Below are 18,868 nucleotides of genomic sequence, written 5' to 3' on the forward strand. Positions count from 1 at the left end.
ATTCCCAATATGAAATGGTGAAGCATAGGAGTCGAAAACATGGATAACTTTCAAAACAATACGTTTCATGACGTTATTGAACAGCAATTGTTTTTTCATCACTTTCAGCCCATTATGGATATACAGAAACATAAGATTATTGGATATGAAGGTTTATTACGTTCCAACTATATTCAGAACCCGGAAACCTTATTTAATACGGCTATCGAAACGAATCGATTATTTGAACTGGACACGGCGTCTATCATCAAGGCTATTCAGACCTTTGATGAAATGCTGGTGGATCAAGTTTCCGACGTTTATGTATTTTTAAATGTATACCCATCAACACTTTTGTCTCGGACGTTTTTGTCTTTATTAAAAGGAGCTTTTCCAGATGGGATTCGGTCAGACGTTCATATGGTATTGGAAATAAATGAGTCAGAGCTGATTCATAATGTTCCTTTATTTAATGAAACACTCACAAAATTACAATCGTTTGGCTTTTACATCGCACTGGATGATGTCGGGAAAGGTGCTTCTACCTTTAAAAGAATCATTGAATTAAATCCGGATTTTATTAAATTGGATAAGTATTTTGCCAGGGATCTTCATCAATCCCCAAATAAACAGGAAATGATTCGTTTTTTCTCTAATTATTGTAAAAAACAGGAGATTAAGCTTGTTTTAGAGGGGCTTGAAACCCGAGATGAACTGGAAACGGCAAAAATGTTAGGTATCACCCTGGGACAAGGATACTTTCTTGGGAAACCGAATCAGCTTGAAATTTATCTTTAACAGGATTAATAGGAAACCTTCCATACGATGGTATGGAAGGTTTTTTTCGAATTTATCAGGACTTCATTGTAAATAAACAACTTCATTGAATATATAAGCATTTCATTATATACTAATACAGGCTTAAAGGAGGTGTTGATAAATGATGGAGAGAACGGCTATAGATCTGGAGAGTGTCGCCAATGTATTCAAGCTGCTGGGGGATAAAACCCGCTTAACAATGGCTAAGATCCTTGATGAGGATGAATGCTGTGTTTGTGAGTTTGTGGAAATTTTTCAGATGAGTCAGCCTGCGATTAGTCAGCACCTTCGAAAATTGAGAGATGCTGGGGTGGTAAAGGAAGAACGAAGAGGACAGTGGATTTATTATTCTTTAAATCAGGCAAGTAATCTTTACCCTTTTGTCAAACAAATACTTCAGACCCTGCCAGATCAGGGGGATAAGCTAAGGGTGCTTGATAAAAGCGGAGCAAGGATTACTTGTTGCTAACAGGAGGTCTTATGTTTGTCTTTATCCGTTATAATAGCGATTCTGATATTTCTGGCAACATTAATTTTAGTCATCTGGCAGCCTAAAGGACTATCCATCGGCTGGTCAGCTATCGGTGGAGCAGTTCTTGCCTTACTTGCCGGTGTGGTTGGCTTTCAGGATGTCGTTGAAGTAACAGAGATTGTCTGGAATGCTACTTTAGCCTTTGTTGCTATCATTTTAATTTCTTTAATTTTAGATGAAATTGGATTCTTTGAATGGGCGGCTTTACATATGGCGAGAGCGGCCAAAGGTCATGGAGTCCGTATGTTTGTTTATGTAAGTATCTTAGGTGCCCTGGTTGCAGCCTTTTTCGCGAATGATGGTGCGGCACTTATTTTAACGCCTATTGTGTTAGCTATGGTACGGAACTTGAATTTTAAAGAAAAAATGATTTTTCCTTTTATCATGGCGAGTGGATTTATTGCTGATACCACTTCACTGCCACTGGTGGTAAGTAACCTTGTAAATATTGTTTCGGCGGACTTTTTTAATATTGGATTTGCAGAATATGCATCGAGAATGATTATTCCGAACCTGTTCTCATTAGTGGCTACCATTACGGTTTTATTTATTTATTTCCGAAAAAGTATCCCGCGAAGCTATGACTGGTCCCAGCTGAAGGAACCCAAAGAAGCTATACAGGACGAAAAACTGTTCCGTATTTCCTGGTATATTCTTGGTGTTCTTTTAATTGGGTATTTTGTAAGTGAATTTATTCAGCTGCCTGTTTCGATTGTGGCCGGTGGCGTTGCCGTCATCTTCTTATGGCTGGCGAAGAATAGTCAGGCGGTGAATACAAAAGCTGTTGTTAAAGGGGCGCCTTGGGACATTGTCTTTTTCTCCATTGGGATGTATGTTGTGGTCTATGGTTTGCGGAATGCCGGCCTGACGGACTTATTAGCCGGTCTGATTCAGGCAAGTGCTGAACAGGGATTGTTCGTGGCTACCATCGTGATGGGCTATCTCGCGGCAATTCTGTCGTCGATTATGAACAACATGCCAACAGTGATGATTGATGCCCTGGCTATTGCTGAAACCAGTACATCAGGTGTCCTGCGTGAAGCACTTGTCTACGCGAATGTGATCGGTTCTGACCTCGGACCAAAAATTACACCAATAGGTTCCCTTGCAACGTTATTGTGGCTACACGTATTATCACAGAAAGGTGTAAAAATTTCCTGGGGAACCTATTTTAAGACCGGTATAATTCTGACTGTACCTATTTTATTCATTACTCTTATAGGACTCTATATTACGCTACTGCTGTTATAACTCACAGACAGCCTGTGAAACATTTTGTGAAACAAGAAAATTCGGGTGGTGACAGGCACCAGAAGGAGCGATCTTATGTCTAAAAAAACGATTTATTTCTTATGTACAGGAAATTCTTGCAGGAGTCAGATGGCTGAAGGCTGGGCGAAAAAGCATTTGGGGGATGATTGGCAGGTAAAAAGTGCGGGCATTGAAGCTCACGGACTGAATCCCAATGCGGTCAAAGCTATGGAGGAAGCAGGAATCGATATTTCTGATCAAAAATCAGAAACCATTGATCTCGAGCTCTTAAACAACGCGGATATGGTGGTTACGCTATGCGGAGATGCCAATGACCGCTGTCCGACTACACCTTCCCATGTGAAACGGGAGCATTGGGGCTTTGATGATCCGGCTAAGGCTGAAGGTACTGATGGGGAGAAATGGCAGGTTTTTCAGCGTGTCAGAGATGAAATTGGAGAACGTATTAAACGTTTTTCCGTGACAGGTGAATAATTAGAAGATTACAGCTGATCATTGTTGAATGATCAGCCCTTTTATTTTGAATTGTTTCTGGATTTTGTTAACAATGAAAATATAAACTAATTTCAGTGGAAAAAATCAAAATTTGCCGAATGAGGAGTAATTCAATGATTACCTTTCAAAATGTAAGTAAGACTTACGCGGACGGAACGCATGCCGTAGAGAATATTGAGCTCAGTATTAAAGAGGGCGAGTTTTTCGTTATTATCGGCCCCAGCGGTTCAGGTAAGACGACAACCCTCAAAATGATCAATCGACTAATCCCATTAACTGAAGGAACCATATACATTCAGGGGAAAAGAATCAGTGATTATGATATTCACGAACTAAGGTGGAATATTGGCTATGTTCTGCAGCAAATTGCCCTGTTTCCACATATGACGATTGGTGAAAATATAGCTGTTGTTCCTGAGCTGAAAAAATGGGATGAGGATAAAATTTCGCAGCGCATAGAGGAACTGATGCAAATGGTCGGTCTCGATCCAGCCATTTATCGAAATCGTAAGCCAGGAGAATTATCAGGAGGTGAACAGCAGAGAGTCGGAGTGATCCGGGCACTGGCTGCTGATCCTGATTTCATTTTAATGGATGAACCCTTTAGTGCGCTTGATCCGATTACGAGAGAAAAGCTGCAGGATGATATCCTAAACGTTCAGCAAAACATTAAGAAAACCGTTGTGTTTGTCACTCATGATATGCAGGAGGCCTTACAGCTTGGTGACCGGATTTGTGTTATGCGTGATGGAAAAGTTGAACAGGTGGGATCACCGGACGAACTCTTACATAATCCTGCCAATGAGTTTATCGAAAGCTTTGTGGGGACGAATAGTCCTTTTGAAAATCAGAAAGTAGACCTTGAGAACCTGATTACCCCTGCATCTGAACAGAAGCAGGAAATCAAATATACATTACCTGCAAAAGCAACCCTTCAGCAGATTTTTGACGGTTTATCCAGGGTGGATCATCTGCATGTAGAAAAAGATAAGCAGGTGATTGGTACCGTGAATCGCCGGCAAATCTTCGGCTATCTGGCAAATCAAGGCAAGGAAAGAAGGCAGCAGTATGGAACCATGGATTGATGTTTTTCAGAAAAGACAAGGAGAGCTTTTTAGTGCATTTATTGAACATATCCAAATTTCTTTTATTTCCTTATTTTTTGCGGTCATCATTGCGGTACCGCTTGGTGTCTACTTAACACGTAAAGAACGAATAGCGGAATCAATTATTGGGGTAACGGCTGTCCTTCAGACGATTCCTTCCCTGGCTTTACTAGGCTTACTTATCCCGCTTGTAGGGATTGGGAAATTTCCTGCAATCATTGCCCTTGTAGCCTATGCCCTGCTGCCGATATTGCGAAATACATACACAGGCATAAAAGACATTGATCCATCCCTTCTTGAAGCTGCAACTGCGATGGGCATGAATTCAGTGAAAAAGCTGCGAAAGGTTGAGCTTCCTCTGGCGATGCCTGTAATCATGGCGGGAATCCGTACAGGAATGGTGCTCATTGTAGGAACTGCCACCCTGGCCGCTTTAATTGGTGCAGGCGGGTTAGGTGATATTATTCTGCTTGGAATTGACCGGAATGATTCTTATCTTATTGTTTTAGGGGCTATTCCAGCAGCTCTTTTAGCTATTTTATTTGATGTGTTATTGCGGAAAATGGAGAAGCTTTCTTTTCGTAACATTTTCAGGACAACCGGTGCGCTGGTGATCATTGCTGCATTGTTCATTGCGACGCCTTCTTTACTGAAAGATGATCAGGAAACTATTGTTATCGGTGGCAAACTGGGAGCAGAGCCGGAGATTTTAATTAACATGTATAAACAGCTGATTGAAGAAGAAACAGATCTGCGTGTGGAGCTTGAACCTGGCTTAGGCAAGACCTCTTTTGTTTTCAATGCCTTAAAGACAGGAGAAATCGATATTTATCCGGAATTTACCGGAACAGCGATTGTACAGTTTCTCAACGAACAGGCCGTCAGTAGAGATGAGCAGGAAGTGTATGAGCAGGCGAAAAAGGGTTTGAAGGAACAGTTTAATATGGTGTTCCTGGAACCTATGGCTTATAACAATACCTATGCATTAGCGATGCCTAAAAAAATTGCGGAAAATCAAGGCGTACAGACCATATCAGATTTGGAGCCCATAGTGGAGGAAATGACCGCAGGATTTACCCTCGAGTTTAATGATCGAGAGGATGGTTACAAAGGGATACAAGATTTATACGGAATAAACTTTGGTGAAGTCATCACTATGGAGCCACAGCTTCGTTACAATGCCATAGAGTCCGGTGATATCCAATTAGTCGATGCCTATTCTACAGACAGTGAAATCCGTCAATATCATTTAAGAGTGTTGGAAGATGATAAAAATCTGTTTCCGCCTTATCAGGGAGCCCCATTACTCCGGGCAGAAACGATTGACAAGTATCCCGAAATTAAAACCGCATTAAATCAGCTTGGTGGAAACATCACGGATGACCAGATGCGGGAAATGAATTATCGTTTAAATGTTGAAGGCTTAAGTGCTGAAGAGGTGGCACGGGAATTCTTAGAGAGAGAAGGATTGTTAGGAAAATGATACGCAAAAACATTACGGGCCTTTGATGACAAATGGACAGGATTGCCCTATTTCAGCAAGAATTAAACACGAACCCTTCATCAAAATATGGTAGAATAAAGAAAAAAGGGAGCAATAGCGCTCTCTTTTTCTAGTGAATTCCAAAAATACGGCCCATAAAAAATAAAGAAGATGATACTAACAGGAGGATCAGACATGTACAAGGAACCCATCTTTTTAAAACCCGTTTTTCAGGAACGCATCTGGGGCGGGCAAAAATTAAGGACAGAATATGGCTATCAAATTCCAAGTGAACAGACAGGAGAAGCCTGGGTGATTTCTGCTCATCCAAATGGCCCAAGCATTATTCAAAATGGTCCATTGCAGGGACACACTCTAAAGGAAGCTTGGGAAAATCACGCAGAGTTATTTAATAAACGCTCCAGCAGACATGAGGCCTATCCATTATTAGTGAAAATTTTAGATGCTAATGCTGACTTATCTGTTCAGGTCCACCCGGATGACAGCTATGCCCGGGAAGTGGAAGGGGAGCCCTATGGCAAAACAGAGTGCTGGTATGTTCTGAGTGCTGAAGAGAATAGTGAAATTATTTTTGGGCATCATGCCAAAACCCGTGAGCAATTGGAGCAGATGATGGATCAAGGGGAGTGGAACGATTTACTGCAGCGTGTGAAAGTGAAACAGGGAGATTTTATCTATGTTCCAAGCGGGACCCTTCATGCCATCGGAAAGGGAATCGTTATTTTGGAAACCCAGCAAAGCTCTGACATTACGTATCGTGTGTATGATTATGATCGCACGGATGATCAGGGAAATAAACGGGAGCTTCATTTAGACAGAGCCAAACAGGTAACAAAGGTTCCTCATAAACCCGTGGACTTTAGCCGGGACAAAAGGGTCGTTGATGATTTAACCATCACCAGTCTTGCAGAGGCTCAGTACTTTGCCGTTTCTCATTGGCACCTGAATGGCCGCACGATGCAAAAGCTGGACAAAGACTTTCTGCAGGTAAGTGTCATCGAGGGAAATGCGGAAATAACGGTCGAAGGAAAGACCTATGAAGCCAATAAAGGCACACATTTTATTCTGCCTTATGGGATTGAGGAGTATGAATTAACTGGTAATGCAGAACTTATCGTTTCCTGGACGTAACAGAATATCATCGTAAATGGCTTGTCCTTGGATACAGGGCTGTGAATACCTATGTCAAAACCTTTGGAGGGGAGAGTTTTGCATATTGATACCCAATCATTAAATGATGAATGGAAGCTTTATAAATTGGTGAATGACCATGGTATGGAAGTGCATGTTTTAAACTTTGGCGGAATCATTAAAAAAATTCTGGTTCCGGATAAAGAAGGTAAGTTTGAAAATGTGGTCTTAGGCTATCAGGATATTGAGCAATATGAGCATAATTCAACTTTTTCAGGTGCAATGATTGGCCCTGTAGCCGGAAGAATTAAAGGGGCTTCCTTTCAACTCAATGGACATACATATCATTTGGAAGCCAATAACGGGAGCCATCATCTTCATGGGGGATCCAGCGGTTTTCACAGTCTGATATGGAAGGCTCAGCCCTTTGAAACTGCAGATGAGGCTGGTGTCCATCTCTTTCATGTACGTGAAGATGGGGATGGAGGTTATCCGGGTCAGGTAAAGGCAGAGGTAACGTATACCTTAACGAACGACAACGAGCTGATTCTCAATTACAAGGCGGTTACGGATCAACTGACACCTATTGCCTTGACCAATCACTCCTACTTTAACCTGAGTGGAAATGCAAAGGACACCATTCATGATCATCAGGTCACCATTCAAAGTCACAGATTCGTGGAGCTTGATAAGGAATTAATTCCGACCGGAAGAATACTTAAGGTGGAAAATACCCCCTTTGATTTTTGCAGAGGTCGATATTTGAGGGATGGAATCCATAGTAACCATGAGCAGAATAGAATCGCAGGGAACGGCTATGACCATTATTTTCTGTTTGATGAGAGTGAGCCAATCAAAGTAGTCATGAAAGATCCACGCAGCGGTCGTATTCTGTCAGTTAAATCGGATGAGCCAGGAATGATCATGTATACGGGCAATCACCTACCGGAAGGGCTGAAGTTAGCGGAAGGAACGATGAAAAAGTATTCAGGTGTCTGCTTTGAAACCCAAAGCTCACCTGCATCATTACATGAAAAAGGGTTTCCAAGTGTTTTTTTAAAGCCTGAAGAAACCTATCAAAAACGAACGGTTTTTCAGTTCGATACTGAGAAATAAAGAGACCGGGACATAACTAATTCGCTTTGTCATAAACCGAAAGAAGGGATAGCTTAGCAAAGTATATTTCCTTAGCGGCGGTTCCTGCACCTAACATAATTCCGATTTATTTTAGCGAAAACACTTTTGTCCCAGTCTCTTTTCTTTAAGAATTTTTATGTTCTTCTTCCTGTGCACCCCACCAGGATACATTTTTCAATCCTGGTATATTTGAAACATGGAATTGCGGATCTTTTCCTGCTTTCTTCTGTTTTATATAGTCATTTAACACGGCCATCGCAATTTTGCCTAATAGCAGAATAGCAATCAAGTTTACAACAGCCATCATAGCCATAAATAAGTCTGCCATATTCCAGACAATATCAATGGAGGCTCTGGAACCGAGGAACACCATAGCTAATACAGCAAATCGATAAATGTTCCGAAAAGGACCGGCAGTTTTCATGAAGTCGATATTGGTTTCGCCATAGTAATAATTTCCAATAAGTGAACTAAAGGCGAATAAGAAAATGGTAAGGGCGATGAAAATGGTTGCCCAGTTTCCGATTTGCGCACTAAAGGCTACCTGTGTTAACTGTATGCCATCCTCCGTTACACTCGCAAAGTCTTCATAAAGCAGAATGATAAAGGCTGTGAAGCTGCAGATGACGATCGTATCAAAAAAGACGGCCAGGGATTGAACCAGTCCCTGTTTTGCGGGATGACTTACGCCGGCTGTAGCCGCTGCATTAGGCGCACTCCCCATACCGGCTTCGTTGGAGAAAAGCCCCCGCTTAATTCCCTGCATAAGGGCAATACCCATTCCCCCACCGACAAACTGTTCGATGCCAAACGCATGCTGAAAGATCATCGTGAAAATTCTCGGGATTTCCGAAATATTCATTAATACGACGATAAAGGATACAGCAATATAAATCACCGCCATAATCGGGACAATGGTTCCTGATACAATGGCAATTCGCTTAATACCTCCAAATATGATGAAACCTGCCAGAACCACTAATATGATTCCAGTCCATGTACGGTCGATATTAAAGGCCTGTTCGACAGCCATAGAAATGGTGTTGGCCTGAACGGCGTTAAAAATCAGACCAAACGTGATGGTGATAAGAATAGAAAATAAAACAGCCATCCATTTTTGACCCAGTGCCCGTTCAATGTAATAAGCCGGCCCTCCATGAAATCCATCTTCATCCGGAACTTTATAAACCTGAGCAAGCGTGCTTTCAATAAAAGCAGTTGCCATACCGATTAAAGCAACCCCCCACATCCAGAACACAGCTCCAGGTCCACCAATGGCAACAGCCAATGCCACACCAGCTAAGTTTCCTGTTCCTACACGGGATGCAATACTTATACTAAAAGCCTGAAATGCGTTTATCCCTCGTTTTCCACTTTGTTCTACAGCTTCTTCTCCTATTACCCCAAACATGTTTTTAAAGAGGCGAAATTGGACAAAACGACTGCGAAACGTGAAATAAATTCCTGCGCCAATTAATAAATAAATAAGAATATAATCCCAGAAAATCGTATTCCCCAAATCGATAATACTGCTTAATATATTTTCTAACGTTTCCATCCTGGTGTACTCCTTTCCACTTTACCTTTATAAGTTTACGTATGAATTCGTATGAACGGTTATGACATCATGTATTGCACAGGTGCTGAAGGGTGTAAAACTGGAGAAAGATGGGTGTTAATATGTAACAGAATGCTCCAATTATATCGAAAATCAAAGGACTTGTATATTTTAAAGTAATGAAAATGTTCAGTGTCAAGAGAGTATACCTTAAGTGATAGCCTTTGCAGGTACGCAGGTTTCCATACTTTAAAGGGTTAGGTGTTATCTGTCTGTTTAAATATCAAAAAAATCAAAATTTTGTATGAAGGGTTGTTTTTGTCAATCAGCATGCTATACTGTACCTATCAATTCAATAAGCTTTTCATATAAATGCAGGAATACGGCCTGCAAGTCTCTACCGATTTACCGTAAATAAATCGACTATGGAAAGCAGGGAACGGAAAAACGTGTAGCAATCAGGTTTTTTATAACCTTAATGAGCTGAAACTGTCCGATTTCCTTGTTTTCATATGTCGATGAAACAAGGGAGTCGGGCAGTTTTTTCATTAATTACTAATTCAGGGTTGGGCTTGAAAATTGAATATGGGGTTTTTCATATAATCGCGGGAATATGGCCTGCAAGTTTCTACCGATCTACCGTAAATAGATCGACTATGAAAAGCAATGGGACGGTAAGGATACCAATATATCCTTACCTGTACAATTTGAGTTGATTGAATGACTCGAAATGATTGCTTCTTCATGGATTTGGTGGAGATCGTCATTTCGAGTTTTTTTCTTAGTAAGGAGGATTCATATGAGGCGATTACAGGAAAGAATTTTGCGTGATGGAAGGGTTTTGTCCAGTACGGTATTGAAAGTTGACTCATTTTTAAATCATCAGATTGATCCGGAACTCATGAAAGAAATGGGAGAGACTTTTGCTCATCGATTTAGGGAGAAGGGGATTACCAAGGTTGTGACGTTGGAGTCTTCAGGGATTGCTCCTGCAGCGATGACAGCCCTGGAGCTTGGTGTTCCTGCTGTATTTGCCAGAAAAAGAAAATCTCTGACACTGGCAGATGATCTGTATTCAGCGGAGGTTTATTCGTATACGAAACAGGAGAGAAATCAAATTTCCATATCCAGGGACTTCCTTTCCTCAGGAGATCAGGTTTTACTCATTGATGATTTCTTAGCGAATGGTCAGGCTGTGCTTGGGCTAAGTGAGATTGTAAAGCAGGCGGATGCCACCCTTGCCGGAGTTGGTATTGTCATTGAAAAAGGATTTCAGGATGGAGGACGCATGCTGAGAGAAAAAGGCATACATATTGAATCTTTAGCTATTATTGATTCTTTATCCGATCAGAAAATACGATTTCAGAAGGAGGATGTAACGGTATGAAAACGGCAGCGTTAAGTTTCCAGCATCTATTGGCGATGTACTCAGGGGCGATTTTAGTTCCACTCATAGTCGGAGAGGCTTTAGGATTAACATCGGAGCAGCTGACTTATTTAGTGGCTATCGATATACTAATGTGCGGGGTTGCTACCATTTTACAAGTGTTAAATAATCGTATTTTTGGAATTGGTCTTCCTGTAGTGCTTGGATGTACGTTTACGGCAGTAGGTCCGATGATTGCTATTGGAGGTCAATATGGTGTTTCTGCTGTATATGGGGCCATTCTTGCTTCAGGGGCCATCGTTGTTTTTATTAGCGGGTTCTTTGGAAAGTTAGTTCGTTTTTTTCCGCCGGTTGTAACAGGAACGGTAGTCACGATTATAGGTCTTACTTTAATTCCCACAGCCATAAATAATATGGGCGGTGGAGAAGGAGCAAGTGATTTTGGCTCCATTTCCAATATTTCTCTAGCATTCGGCACCTTGATCTTTATTGTTCTGTTGTACCGTTTTACAAAGGGATTTATCCGGTCTATCTCAATTTTATTAGGGTTAGGAGCAGGTACGCTGGCAGGAATCGTAATGGGAAAGGTCGATTTTTCTGCCGTAGGAGAGGCATCTGTTTTTCATATGGTTGAGCCATTTTATTTCGGAACCCCGACATTTCAGTGGTCAGCGATTTTAACCATGGTACTGGTCGCCATTGTTTCCCTGGTTGAATCCACAGGGGTATACTTTGCCTTAAGTGATATGACAGATCAAAAGTTAACGGAAAAGGATTTATCAAAAGGATACCGGGCTGAAGGGCTGGCAATCCTATTAGGCGGGATTTTCAACGCCTTTCCTTATACGGCTTTTTCTCAGAATGTAGGATTAATGCAAATGACAGGGGTTAAATCGAGAAAAGTTATTCTTTTAACTGGAATTATGCTGGTTACGCTTGGTTTTGTACCGAAAATTGCAGCTATAACTACGATTATTCCTACCTCTGTGTTAGGTGGCGCCATGGTTGCCATGTTCGGTATGGTTATTTCCCAGGGAATTAAAATGCTGAGCCGGGTCATCCCTGATTCCCCTGAAAACTCTATGATTGTTGCCTGTTCAGTTGGAATGGGATTAGGCGTTACTGTTGTACCTGAATTGTTTTCTCAACTGCCGCAAAGCATTCAGATTTTAACAAGCAATGGAATCGTGGCTGGCAGTGTGACGGCTATTATTCTGAACATATTGTTTAACATGCTGCCTTCCAGGAAATCCTCCAAGGTAATCACCGAACAGGAAGCACAATCAGCATAAGGAACTGATCATTCAGCAGGTTTATACCTGAACACTCATTCATAAAGAAATCGTCTGGATCTCCAGGCGATTTTGTGTTTGTGCAGAGAAATAGGTTATTCTATGGATAGTAAATCAGACGGATAAGTCCAGTTCAAGCATATTTATGAAGGCTTAAAACGTTTCGCTTCGTCAATGTTTTACAGGCAGCCTAAAGGACATTCAAGTCACGCTTCTTTGGTTGGATGTTCTTCATGAATGGTTTTTGATCCATACACCGTACGAATGACGCCTAAGTTATGTTATAGTAACGTTAGAAAAAAGGTAAAGTAGGTGTAATGGATGCTGTTTTCATTGATACAATCAGATGATGTCTGGATTCTCTGGGCCTTTTTAGCCGGCTGGGCAGCTGTGAGTATTTATCTTGAGCAGAAATATGCCTGGGCATCGAAGGTATCAGGTGCCATTATCGCTCTTGTGGGTGCTATGCTTTTAGCCAATTTAAATGTCATTCCGATTGAATCACCGGTTTATGACACCGTCTGGAATTATGTTGTTCCTCTGGCGATACCACTCCTTCTGTTTCAGTCGAACTTGTTACGGATATGGAAAGAGAGCAGAAGACTTTTATTTATGTTTTTCCTTAGTGCAATTGGAACGGTTGCAGGGGCAGTCATCGGCTTTTTCTTATTAAAGGATTTTATCCCGGCTCTGGACGAAATTGCCGGAATGATGACAGGTTCTTATATAGGAGGAAGTGTGAATCTGGCCGCATTATCGGCAAAATTTGATACTCCGTCAGAGCTTATTTCATCGGCCGTTGTTGCCGATAATATGATGATGGCTCTCTATTTCCTTGTATTAATGGTCATTCCGGCGTTGAAGTTTTTCAGGAAGCATTTTAAAACGCCTCACGTAAATGAAGTAGAAGAATGGAGTGGCAATGAAGAGGGGAATCTGGCTGCCGCCTATTGGAAAGGAAAAGAGATTTCGTTACAGGATATTGGAATTGCTGTCGGGACTGCATTTACGTTAGTTGCCATCTCGTTCACATTAGCCGATTGGTTTGCAGGTGTGATTCCAGCAGGTGAACAGGAATCTTTTCTATTTAATGCTTTAAATGGATTATTCGGGGATCCTTACTTAATGCTAACGACCATTACTGTACTGGCGGTCACCGTTTTCTCCGGATTTTTTGAAAAAATTAACGGAGCTCAGGAAATCGGCACTTATTTAATTTATATATTCTTTGTCGTCATCGGTGTACCGGCTTCCCTGCCACTTATTCTGCAAAATGCACCGCTGTTATTTGTATTGGTGTTCATTATGGTTGGCCTGAATATGATCATCTCTTTTGCTCTAGGGAAGATGTTTAAGTTTAACCTGGAGGATGTGATTGTTGCCAGTAATGCCAACATTGGCGGTCCGACAACCGCAGCAGCGATGGCCATTTCCAAAGGCTGGAGTAAGCTGGTGGCACCTATATTGATTGTAGGTACTCTCGGTTATATTATTGGAAATTATATCGGCTCGGTGATTGGCTTTTGGTTTAGCACCTTTTAATAGAATGTTTAACAGAGCGTGGAGAGCAGGGAACTGCTTATCACGCTCTCTTTATTTGAGACTGTTTACAATTGGAATCCTCGTTGAAAAGGGATTTTTGTAACGAAGCCATCCATATAACGAATGGTTCCTGTCCATTCGACAATACCTAAGCTTTTTAGAACTTGATTATACGCTGGAACTAAAATAAACTAAAATTACAGAATATTCAGCAAGTAATGTCCTCAAAATGGTTTGAAGGAGTGTATTGTTCTTGAGGTTAAATACGAATGTCAATGAGGGATTAAGTCAAATGCTGGAGAGGGCAAGGCGAAACACATTAGGAGACTTACTTGCGCGTACGAGAGAGAGGATGCCGGATAAGTTTGCTTTAGCGTATCGGGATCAGCGCTTAAATTACGAGGAAATGGATGATCTGGTTAATCAGACGGCCCGTGCTTTTTTAGAGGACGGGATGAAAAAAGGGGATATGATTACCGTCATGTCCAGAAACAGCCTCGATTTTGTGATTGCTAATTTTGCTTTGGCCCGCATTGGTGCGGTCATGATTCCGATTAACTATATGCTGACAACGGACGATGTCGCGTATATTCTTGATCATGCCGGGGTTAGCGGTTTTATTGCTTCCGAGGAATATGCTCCTGTTTTAGACCAGTCAGCGGGATACCTGGAAATTAAATTTCGTTATTTAATGGATGTTCCTGAATCAAGCGAAATTTCAACACAGCTATCAGGATGGACACCTCTTTCCACAGCACGAAAGGACCAGTCGGCAGAATTTATTGATGAAAATATTGAGGATGACGATCTTGCTCATGTCCTTTATACGAGCGGTACAGAATCCCGGCCAAAAGGGGTAATGCTGACACATAAAAGTCTTATAAGTGAATATGTCAGCTGCATTGTTGACGGAGACATGGCTGAACAGGATGTTTTTGTCCATGCTTTGCCTCTTTATCATAGTGCCCAGCTTCATTGCTTCCTGGGACCAAGTATTTATCTTGGGGCAAGTGGCATTATTCTGGACGGAGCCAATCCTGAGGTCATGCTTGAGACGGTTGAAAAAGAGGGGGCTACACAGTTATTCTGCCCGCCAACTGTCTGGATTGCTCTCCTTCGTCACCCTGATTTTGATAGCCGGGATTTATCCTCTTTGGAAAAATGCTATTATGGAGCTGCGATTATGCCACGGGAAGTACTTAAAGAGCTTTCAGAGCGTCTCCCTAAAGCGCGGTTCTGGAATTTTTACGGCCAGACAGAGGTAGCTCCCCTTGCAACGGCGCTTCAACCGGAAGATCAGCTTCGTAAATTAGGCTCAGCAGGAAAACCAAGCCTTAATATGCAAACTAAAATCGTTGATGATAATGATGAAGAAGTACCAAGGGGAGAGATGGGTGAAATTGTCCATCGAACCCCACACGCCATGAAAGGCTACCTTTACGATCCGGAGAAAACGGCAGAAGCCTTTAAAAATGGCTGGTTTCACAGTGGTGATTTAGGAGTAATGGATGAGGACGGGTACATAACCATTGTGGATCGGAAAAAGGATATGATTAAAACCGGTGGCGTCAATGTGTCGAGCCGGGAAGTTGAAGAAGCGATTTATCAGATGGATGGCATTTCCGAAGTGGCTGTGATCGGAATTTCAGATGCATATTGGATTGAAGCTGTCACAGCTGTTATTGTACCAAAGTATAATGCCGACGTAACTGAGGAGAACGTCATCGAATTCTGTAAAGATCATTTATCTGCATTTAAAGTTCCGAAGCATGTAGCATTTAAAGAAGAACTACCGAAAAATCCGAGTGGAAAAGTTCTGAAGCGAACTTTAAGGGAGGAATTCGAACACTTAAGCAGGAAGTAAAAAACGATAAATGTTAATACAAAATCCCGTATCACTTTTATATAAGTGGTACGGGATTTTTCGTTCGTTCATTAGGAATCCTTTTCGACTTAACATTGATCATGGAAGAAAAACAAATCATTTCAAATCGCATTTTTTCATTCATACCATGCTTTTTTTGGTCTGGTGTCAGGGTATCCGTGCTGATTGCGATAGGCTTTCCGTTCTTTCGTAAAATCAAACCAGCTTCTGTCACTATGGGGGTTTTGGGCGTAGAAAATTAAGCAGCGAATCTGGTCTTCCACACAAGGATCTGTCCAAACCCCCAATTGCTGTTCAAGCAGATCAAACAATTTTCCGCCATCCTTATCCTTTAATGTATGTAAATCATAAATTTCAAGGTCATCCACTATCTTTTCTGCCAGCGCAGGCCCAATCGAAGGTGCTTCCTGAAAGCGTGCCATAGCAATGATCTTTCTTGCTCTAATTATAGATGCCCCCATCACCTGTGCTAACTCGTCGGGGCTGGAATCTTTTATATTGCTGATTTTGATTCCTGCTTTTCTCAGCCTGTTCTTTTCGTCAGAGAGTAATGAAAGCTTAGGTGCAGCCAATTTAAACATCTCCTTTTAAAGCATTTCTTTAATAATACATTCTGTTATTCTTTAAGAAACCCTTTTTCAGGAACAATAGATAAAGTACATGAAGGATCCAGGAGTATGTGTAATGGGGAGTATTAATAGGGATCTTACCATACCCATGAATCAGATGCCAAAACAAGGAGAGGAGGTTTCGTAAGGGGATAATCGTATGATTGTTGCCCTGGAGCTAATCCTGAACGATGCCCGGATTTGGGTTGACCATCATAAAAAATTAATTGAAAATAGTGATATCATTTAATTGCAACAAAGTAATAGTAAGTAAGGAAGTTAAACGTTTCCTGCAGGGTCAATAACGTAAGATTTTTAAAGGAGTTAATGTATGTATACCTATATGAGATGGGGATTAAGCGCCTCCATAACCTTATATGCCTTATTACACTTCATAACGTATTTCTATCCTAGTGAATTTTTATTACATATCGAAGCAGTCAGCGGTCTGTTTCTGTTTGTATTGGCTGCCCTGCTGCTATCATTTACAAAATTTAAATTGCCTTTATTTCTTGTCGGAACAGGTCTGATCATTCTCATTTTATCTGACACTTCCATTATTGATGGCCTTCGTAATGGAATGATATTAATGCGAGATATCATTGGACTTCTGGTTATCATTCCGATGATCAGCTGGGTATTAAATACCGAGCCTTATATTGAAAGCATCATGCGTGCCAGCTATCGGTTTATTAACACAAGCCGGAAAATGTATATCGGAATTGCTTCCTTTACTCAGGTGATTGCCTACTTTTTATTATTTGGCTCCATTCCGATGATGTATCAATTTGTAAATAAAATGATCGGGAATCACCATGGAGAGCCTCTGGAACGGTTTAAAGGAACGGCTTTGGTACGTTCCTTTGCTCTTTCTACCATATGGGTCGTCACGATTCCCAGCTTTATTTATGCTGTAGAAGCACTGGATGCCTCTTTATGGCTTTCAATCATTCAGGGATTTTTTATTTCCCTATGTGGATTGACGGTAGCTGTCCTCTTTTCATACTTTGAAGAAAAGAAATATGGGGTGCATTTAACGGAAATCATCAATAAGGAAATGAAAGATACCCTCCACGAAACACCAGAATATGAGCAGGCAAATAAAACCGGGGAATTCATGATTCTATTTATCACACTTTTTGGCTCTATTTTTATACTCCATGAGCTCTGGTCTGTTGATTTAATGGTAATAGTTCCTTTAGTGGTTATCGTGTGGACGTTTGCCTATTTTATTGTAAAAAAACGTACCGGAAAACTTGCTGATGAAGCTAAAACATACTTTAGCAAGGGAGTTGTCAATCAATCCTATCAATTCAGTGTCATGCTTGGTGCTGGTATGATGATCTACAGCTTAAACCAGACCGGTTTTGAAGATGCGGTTATATTTGGTGTCGAGTTTATTCAGGAATCCCTGCCCGGCATGAACTTTCTTTATTTTCTTCCTTTTATTGTGATCATCCTGGGTTTCTTAGGTTTAGGACCATTAACAGTTATGGTTCTTGTGGCTGGCATCCTTCAGAATATATCCCTTCCCTATCCACCTGAGATTATTGTTCTGGCCATTACTTCAGGAAGTGTGGTATCAATTTTGATATCCCCATTACTGATGCCTAACATTATCTTAAGTGGACAAAATGGAATGAGCGGATTTAAGAACGGGATCCAGTTTAATCTTGCATATGCCATTGTGTTCTATATTTTGGTTCAAATATATATCCAGACGATGGTTCTTATCTGGTTTTAAAGGAATGAGTAAATAAAAAACTTAAATAAAGTAAACAAATGTATAATAATTGAAAAGGCTTATACATAATCTAAAAAAGAAATTAGATGTATAAGCCTTTTAGTGTATTTGGAAAATATGATGTAGATAATTAATGGTTTATATCCGCCTTGACCTAGGAGCCGCAGCTGGACAAAGAAAAGCGGAGGCGACTGTTCAGGGTCAATTGCATAAGCAGATTATGCTTATGAGGGTTTGGGTCTGGAAACAGTAGTTATGAGTACTGGAAAAAATTACAGAAGAAAATGTATTGTGCCAGGTACGTAATCATGGTATATTAATTTTTGTCGTTAAAAAACGACATCGCAAAGGAACAAAGGAACTACAAATTAATTACCAGACATTTACTATTGTTAATACATGTTCTTCTATGGTAAATTTAATTTTGTCGCTTTTAAAAGTGTTATTCTTTTTTTGGTAATAATTTGTTGTTGAAGTGATAAGATGATTCATGATAAATTAATAGTCGTCGCTGCAAAAACAGCAAATGTAATTCTTTATTTTATAATTACCTATTGAAATGAATCATTAAGCATGTTATATTATTATTTGTCGCTTTAAACGGCGAACAAAACAAACTAAAAAAGTTATTGACTTTCATTTGATAACTTGATATACTAATTAAGTTGCTTTAAAGGCAACTGGCTTCGAACTTTGAAAACTGAACAAAACAACCAGTACGTCAATTCGCTATTTAAATAGCATTTTGAATATGAGCATTATGGATTTTAACATCCAAACTTATTGGAGAGTTTGATCCTGGCTCAGGACGAACGCTGGCGGCGTGCCTAATACATGCAAGTCGAGCGCGTGAAACAAGTTGATTCCTTCGGGATGA

General features: G+C 40.8%; 15 protein-coding genes, 1 rRNA gene and 2 riboswitches. Of the genes, 14 read left to right on the top strand and 2 right to left on the bottom strand.

What is annotated here, in order from left to right:
- Window positions 1-39 precede the first annotated feature (39 nt).
- From ABD006_RS09860 to ABD006_RS09895, 8 genes are all read left to right on the top strand, one after another.
- Window positions 40-777 (top strand): EAL domain-containing protein, encoded by a 738-nt coding sequence (locus ABD006_RS09860; protein WP_343840207.1) that lies wholly within the window; start codon window positions 40-42, stop codon window positions 775-777.
- Between the two features lie 145 nt (window positions 778-922).
- The gene (locus tag ABD006_RS09865; RefSeq protein WP_343840341.1) at window positions 923-1,267 is read left to right on the top strand and encodes an ArsR/SmtB family transcription factor; all 345 of its coding nucleotides are present in this window, start codon (window positions 923-925) and stop codon (window positions 1,265-1,267) included.
- A gap of 15 nt (window positions 1,268-1,282) precedes the next feature.
- Window positions 1,283-2,581, top strand: a complete 1,299-nt coding sequence (locus tag ABD006_RS09870) for an arsenic transporter (RefSeq protein ID WP_343840209.1) — start codon at window positions 1,283-1,285, stop codon at window positions 2,579-2,581.
- Between the two features lie 75 nt (window positions 2,582-2,656).
- A complete protein-coding gene (gene arsC, locus ABD006_RS09875; RefSeq protein WP_343840211.1) occupies window positions 2,657-3,076 on the top strand; it encodes an arsenate reductase (thioredoxin) in 420 nt (139 codons plus the stop codon).
- Window positions 3,077-3,210: 134 nt separating this feature from the next.
- Window positions 3,211-4,182 (top strand): ABC transporter ATP-binding protein, encoded by a 972-nt coding sequence (locus ABD006_RS09880; RefSeq protein ID WP_343840214.1) that lies wholly within the window; start codon window positions 3,211-3,213, stop codon window positions 4,180-4,182.
- Window positions 4,166-5,686: an osmoprotectant update ABC transporter permease/substrate-binding subunit OpuFB gene (opuFB, locus tag ABD006_RS09885; RefSeq protein WP_343840217.1), complete on the top strand. Its 1,521-nt coding sequence runs from the start codon at window positions 4,166-4,168 to the stop codon at window positions 5,684-5,686. Before ABD006_RS09880 ends, opuFB begins: the two co-directional genes overlap by 17 nt.
- Before the next feature lie 195 nt (window positions 5,687-5,881).
- Entirely contained in the window at window positions 5,882-6,838 is a 957-nt protein-coding gene (manA, locus tag ABD006_RS09890) for a mannose-6-phosphate isomerase, class I (protein WP_343840220.1), read from the top strand.
- A 78-nt stretch (window positions 6,839-6,916) separates the two neighbouring features.
- Window positions 6,917-7,954, top strand: a complete 1,038-nt coding sequence (locus ABD006_RS09895) for an aldose epimerase family protein (RefSeq protein WP_343840222.1) — start codon at window positions 6,917-6,919, stop codon at window positions 7,952-7,954.
- A gap of 145 nt (window positions 7,955-8,099) precedes the next feature.
- On the opposite strand, the gene ABD006_RS09900 is transcribed toward ABD006_RS09895, so the two are convergent.
- Window positions 8,100-9,533: an alanine/glycine:cation symporter family protein gene (locus ABD006_RS09900; RefSeq protein ID WP_343840225.1), complete on the bottom strand. Its 1,434-nt coding sequence runs from the start codon at window positions 9,531-9,533 to the stop codon at window positions 8,100-8,102.
- A 344-nt stretch (window positions 9,534-9,877) separates the two neighbouring features.
- Window positions 9,878-9,979: riboswitch (purine riboswitch) on the top strand.
- 129 nt (window positions 9,980-10,108) lie between these two features.
- Window positions 10,109-10,210, top strand: a riboswitch (purine riboswitch).
- Window positions 10,211-10,332: 122 nt separating this feature from the next.
- Between ABD006_RS09900 and ABD006_RS09905 the strand changes: the two genes are divergently transcribed.
- The 4 genes from ABD006_RS09905 (at window position 10,333) to ABD006_RS09920 (ending at window position 15,618) form a co-directional block, all read left to right on the top strand.
- The gene (locus ABD006_RS09905) at window positions 10,333-10,920 is read left to right on the top strand and encodes a xanthine phosphoribosyltransferase (protein WP_343840228.1); all 588 of its coding nucleotides are present in this window, start codon (window positions 10,333-10,335) and stop codon (window positions 10,918-10,920) included.
- Window positions 10,917-12,212: a nucleobase:cation symporter-2 family protein gene (locus ABD006_RS09910; RefSeq protein WP_343840231.1), complete on the top strand. Its 1,296-nt coding sequence runs from the start codon at window positions 10,917-10,919 to the stop codon at window positions 12,210-12,212. Before ABD006_RS09905 ends, ABD006_RS09910 begins: the two co-directional genes overlap by 4 nt.
- A gap of 321 nt (window positions 12,213-12,533) precedes the next feature.
- Window positions 12,534-13,754 (top strand): DUF819 family protein, encoded by a 1,221-nt coding sequence (locus tag ABD006_RS09915; protein WP_343840235.1) that lies wholly within the window; start codon window positions 12,534-12,536, stop codon window positions 13,752-13,754.
- 292 nt (window positions 13,755-14,046) lie between these two features.
- Window positions 14,047-15,618 (top strand): acyl-CoA synthetase, encoded by a 1,572-nt coding sequence (locus ABD006_RS09920; RefSeq protein ID WP_343840343.1) that lies wholly within the window; start codon window positions 14,047-14,049, stop codon window positions 15,616-15,618.
- Window positions 15,619-15,755: 137 nt separating this feature from the next.
- Here ABD006_RS09920 and ABD006_RS09925 read toward each other — a convergent pair whose 3' ends face one another.
- A complete protein-coding gene (locus ABD006_RS09925) occupies window positions 15,756-16,211 on the bottom strand; it encodes a helix-hairpin-helix domain-containing protein (RefSeq protein ID WP_343840238.1) in 456 nt (151 codons plus the stop codon).
- 367 nt (window positions 16,212-16,578) lie between these two features.
- Between ABD006_RS09925 and ABD006_RS09930 the strand changes: the two genes are divergently transcribed.
- Together ABD006_RS09930 and ABD006_RS09935 are read left to right on the top strand one after the other, a co-directional pair.
- Complete coding sequence (locus ABD006_RS09930) at window positions 16,579-17,991, top strand: hypothetical protein (RefSeq protein ID WP_343840241.1); 1,413 nt, start codon at window positions 16,579-16,581, stop codon at window positions 17,989-17,991.
- A gap of 780 nt (window positions 17,992-18,771) precedes the next feature.
- A 16S ribosomal RNA gene (locus ABD006_RS09935) occupies window positions 18,772-18,868 on the top strand; the annotation flags it as partial.

The organism is Salinibacillus aidingensis, assembly GCF_039522525.1.
In the GTDB taxonomy this organism is placed as follows: Bacteria; Bacillota; Bacilli; order Bacillales; family Alkalibacillaceae; genus Salinibacillus; species Salinibacillus aidingensis.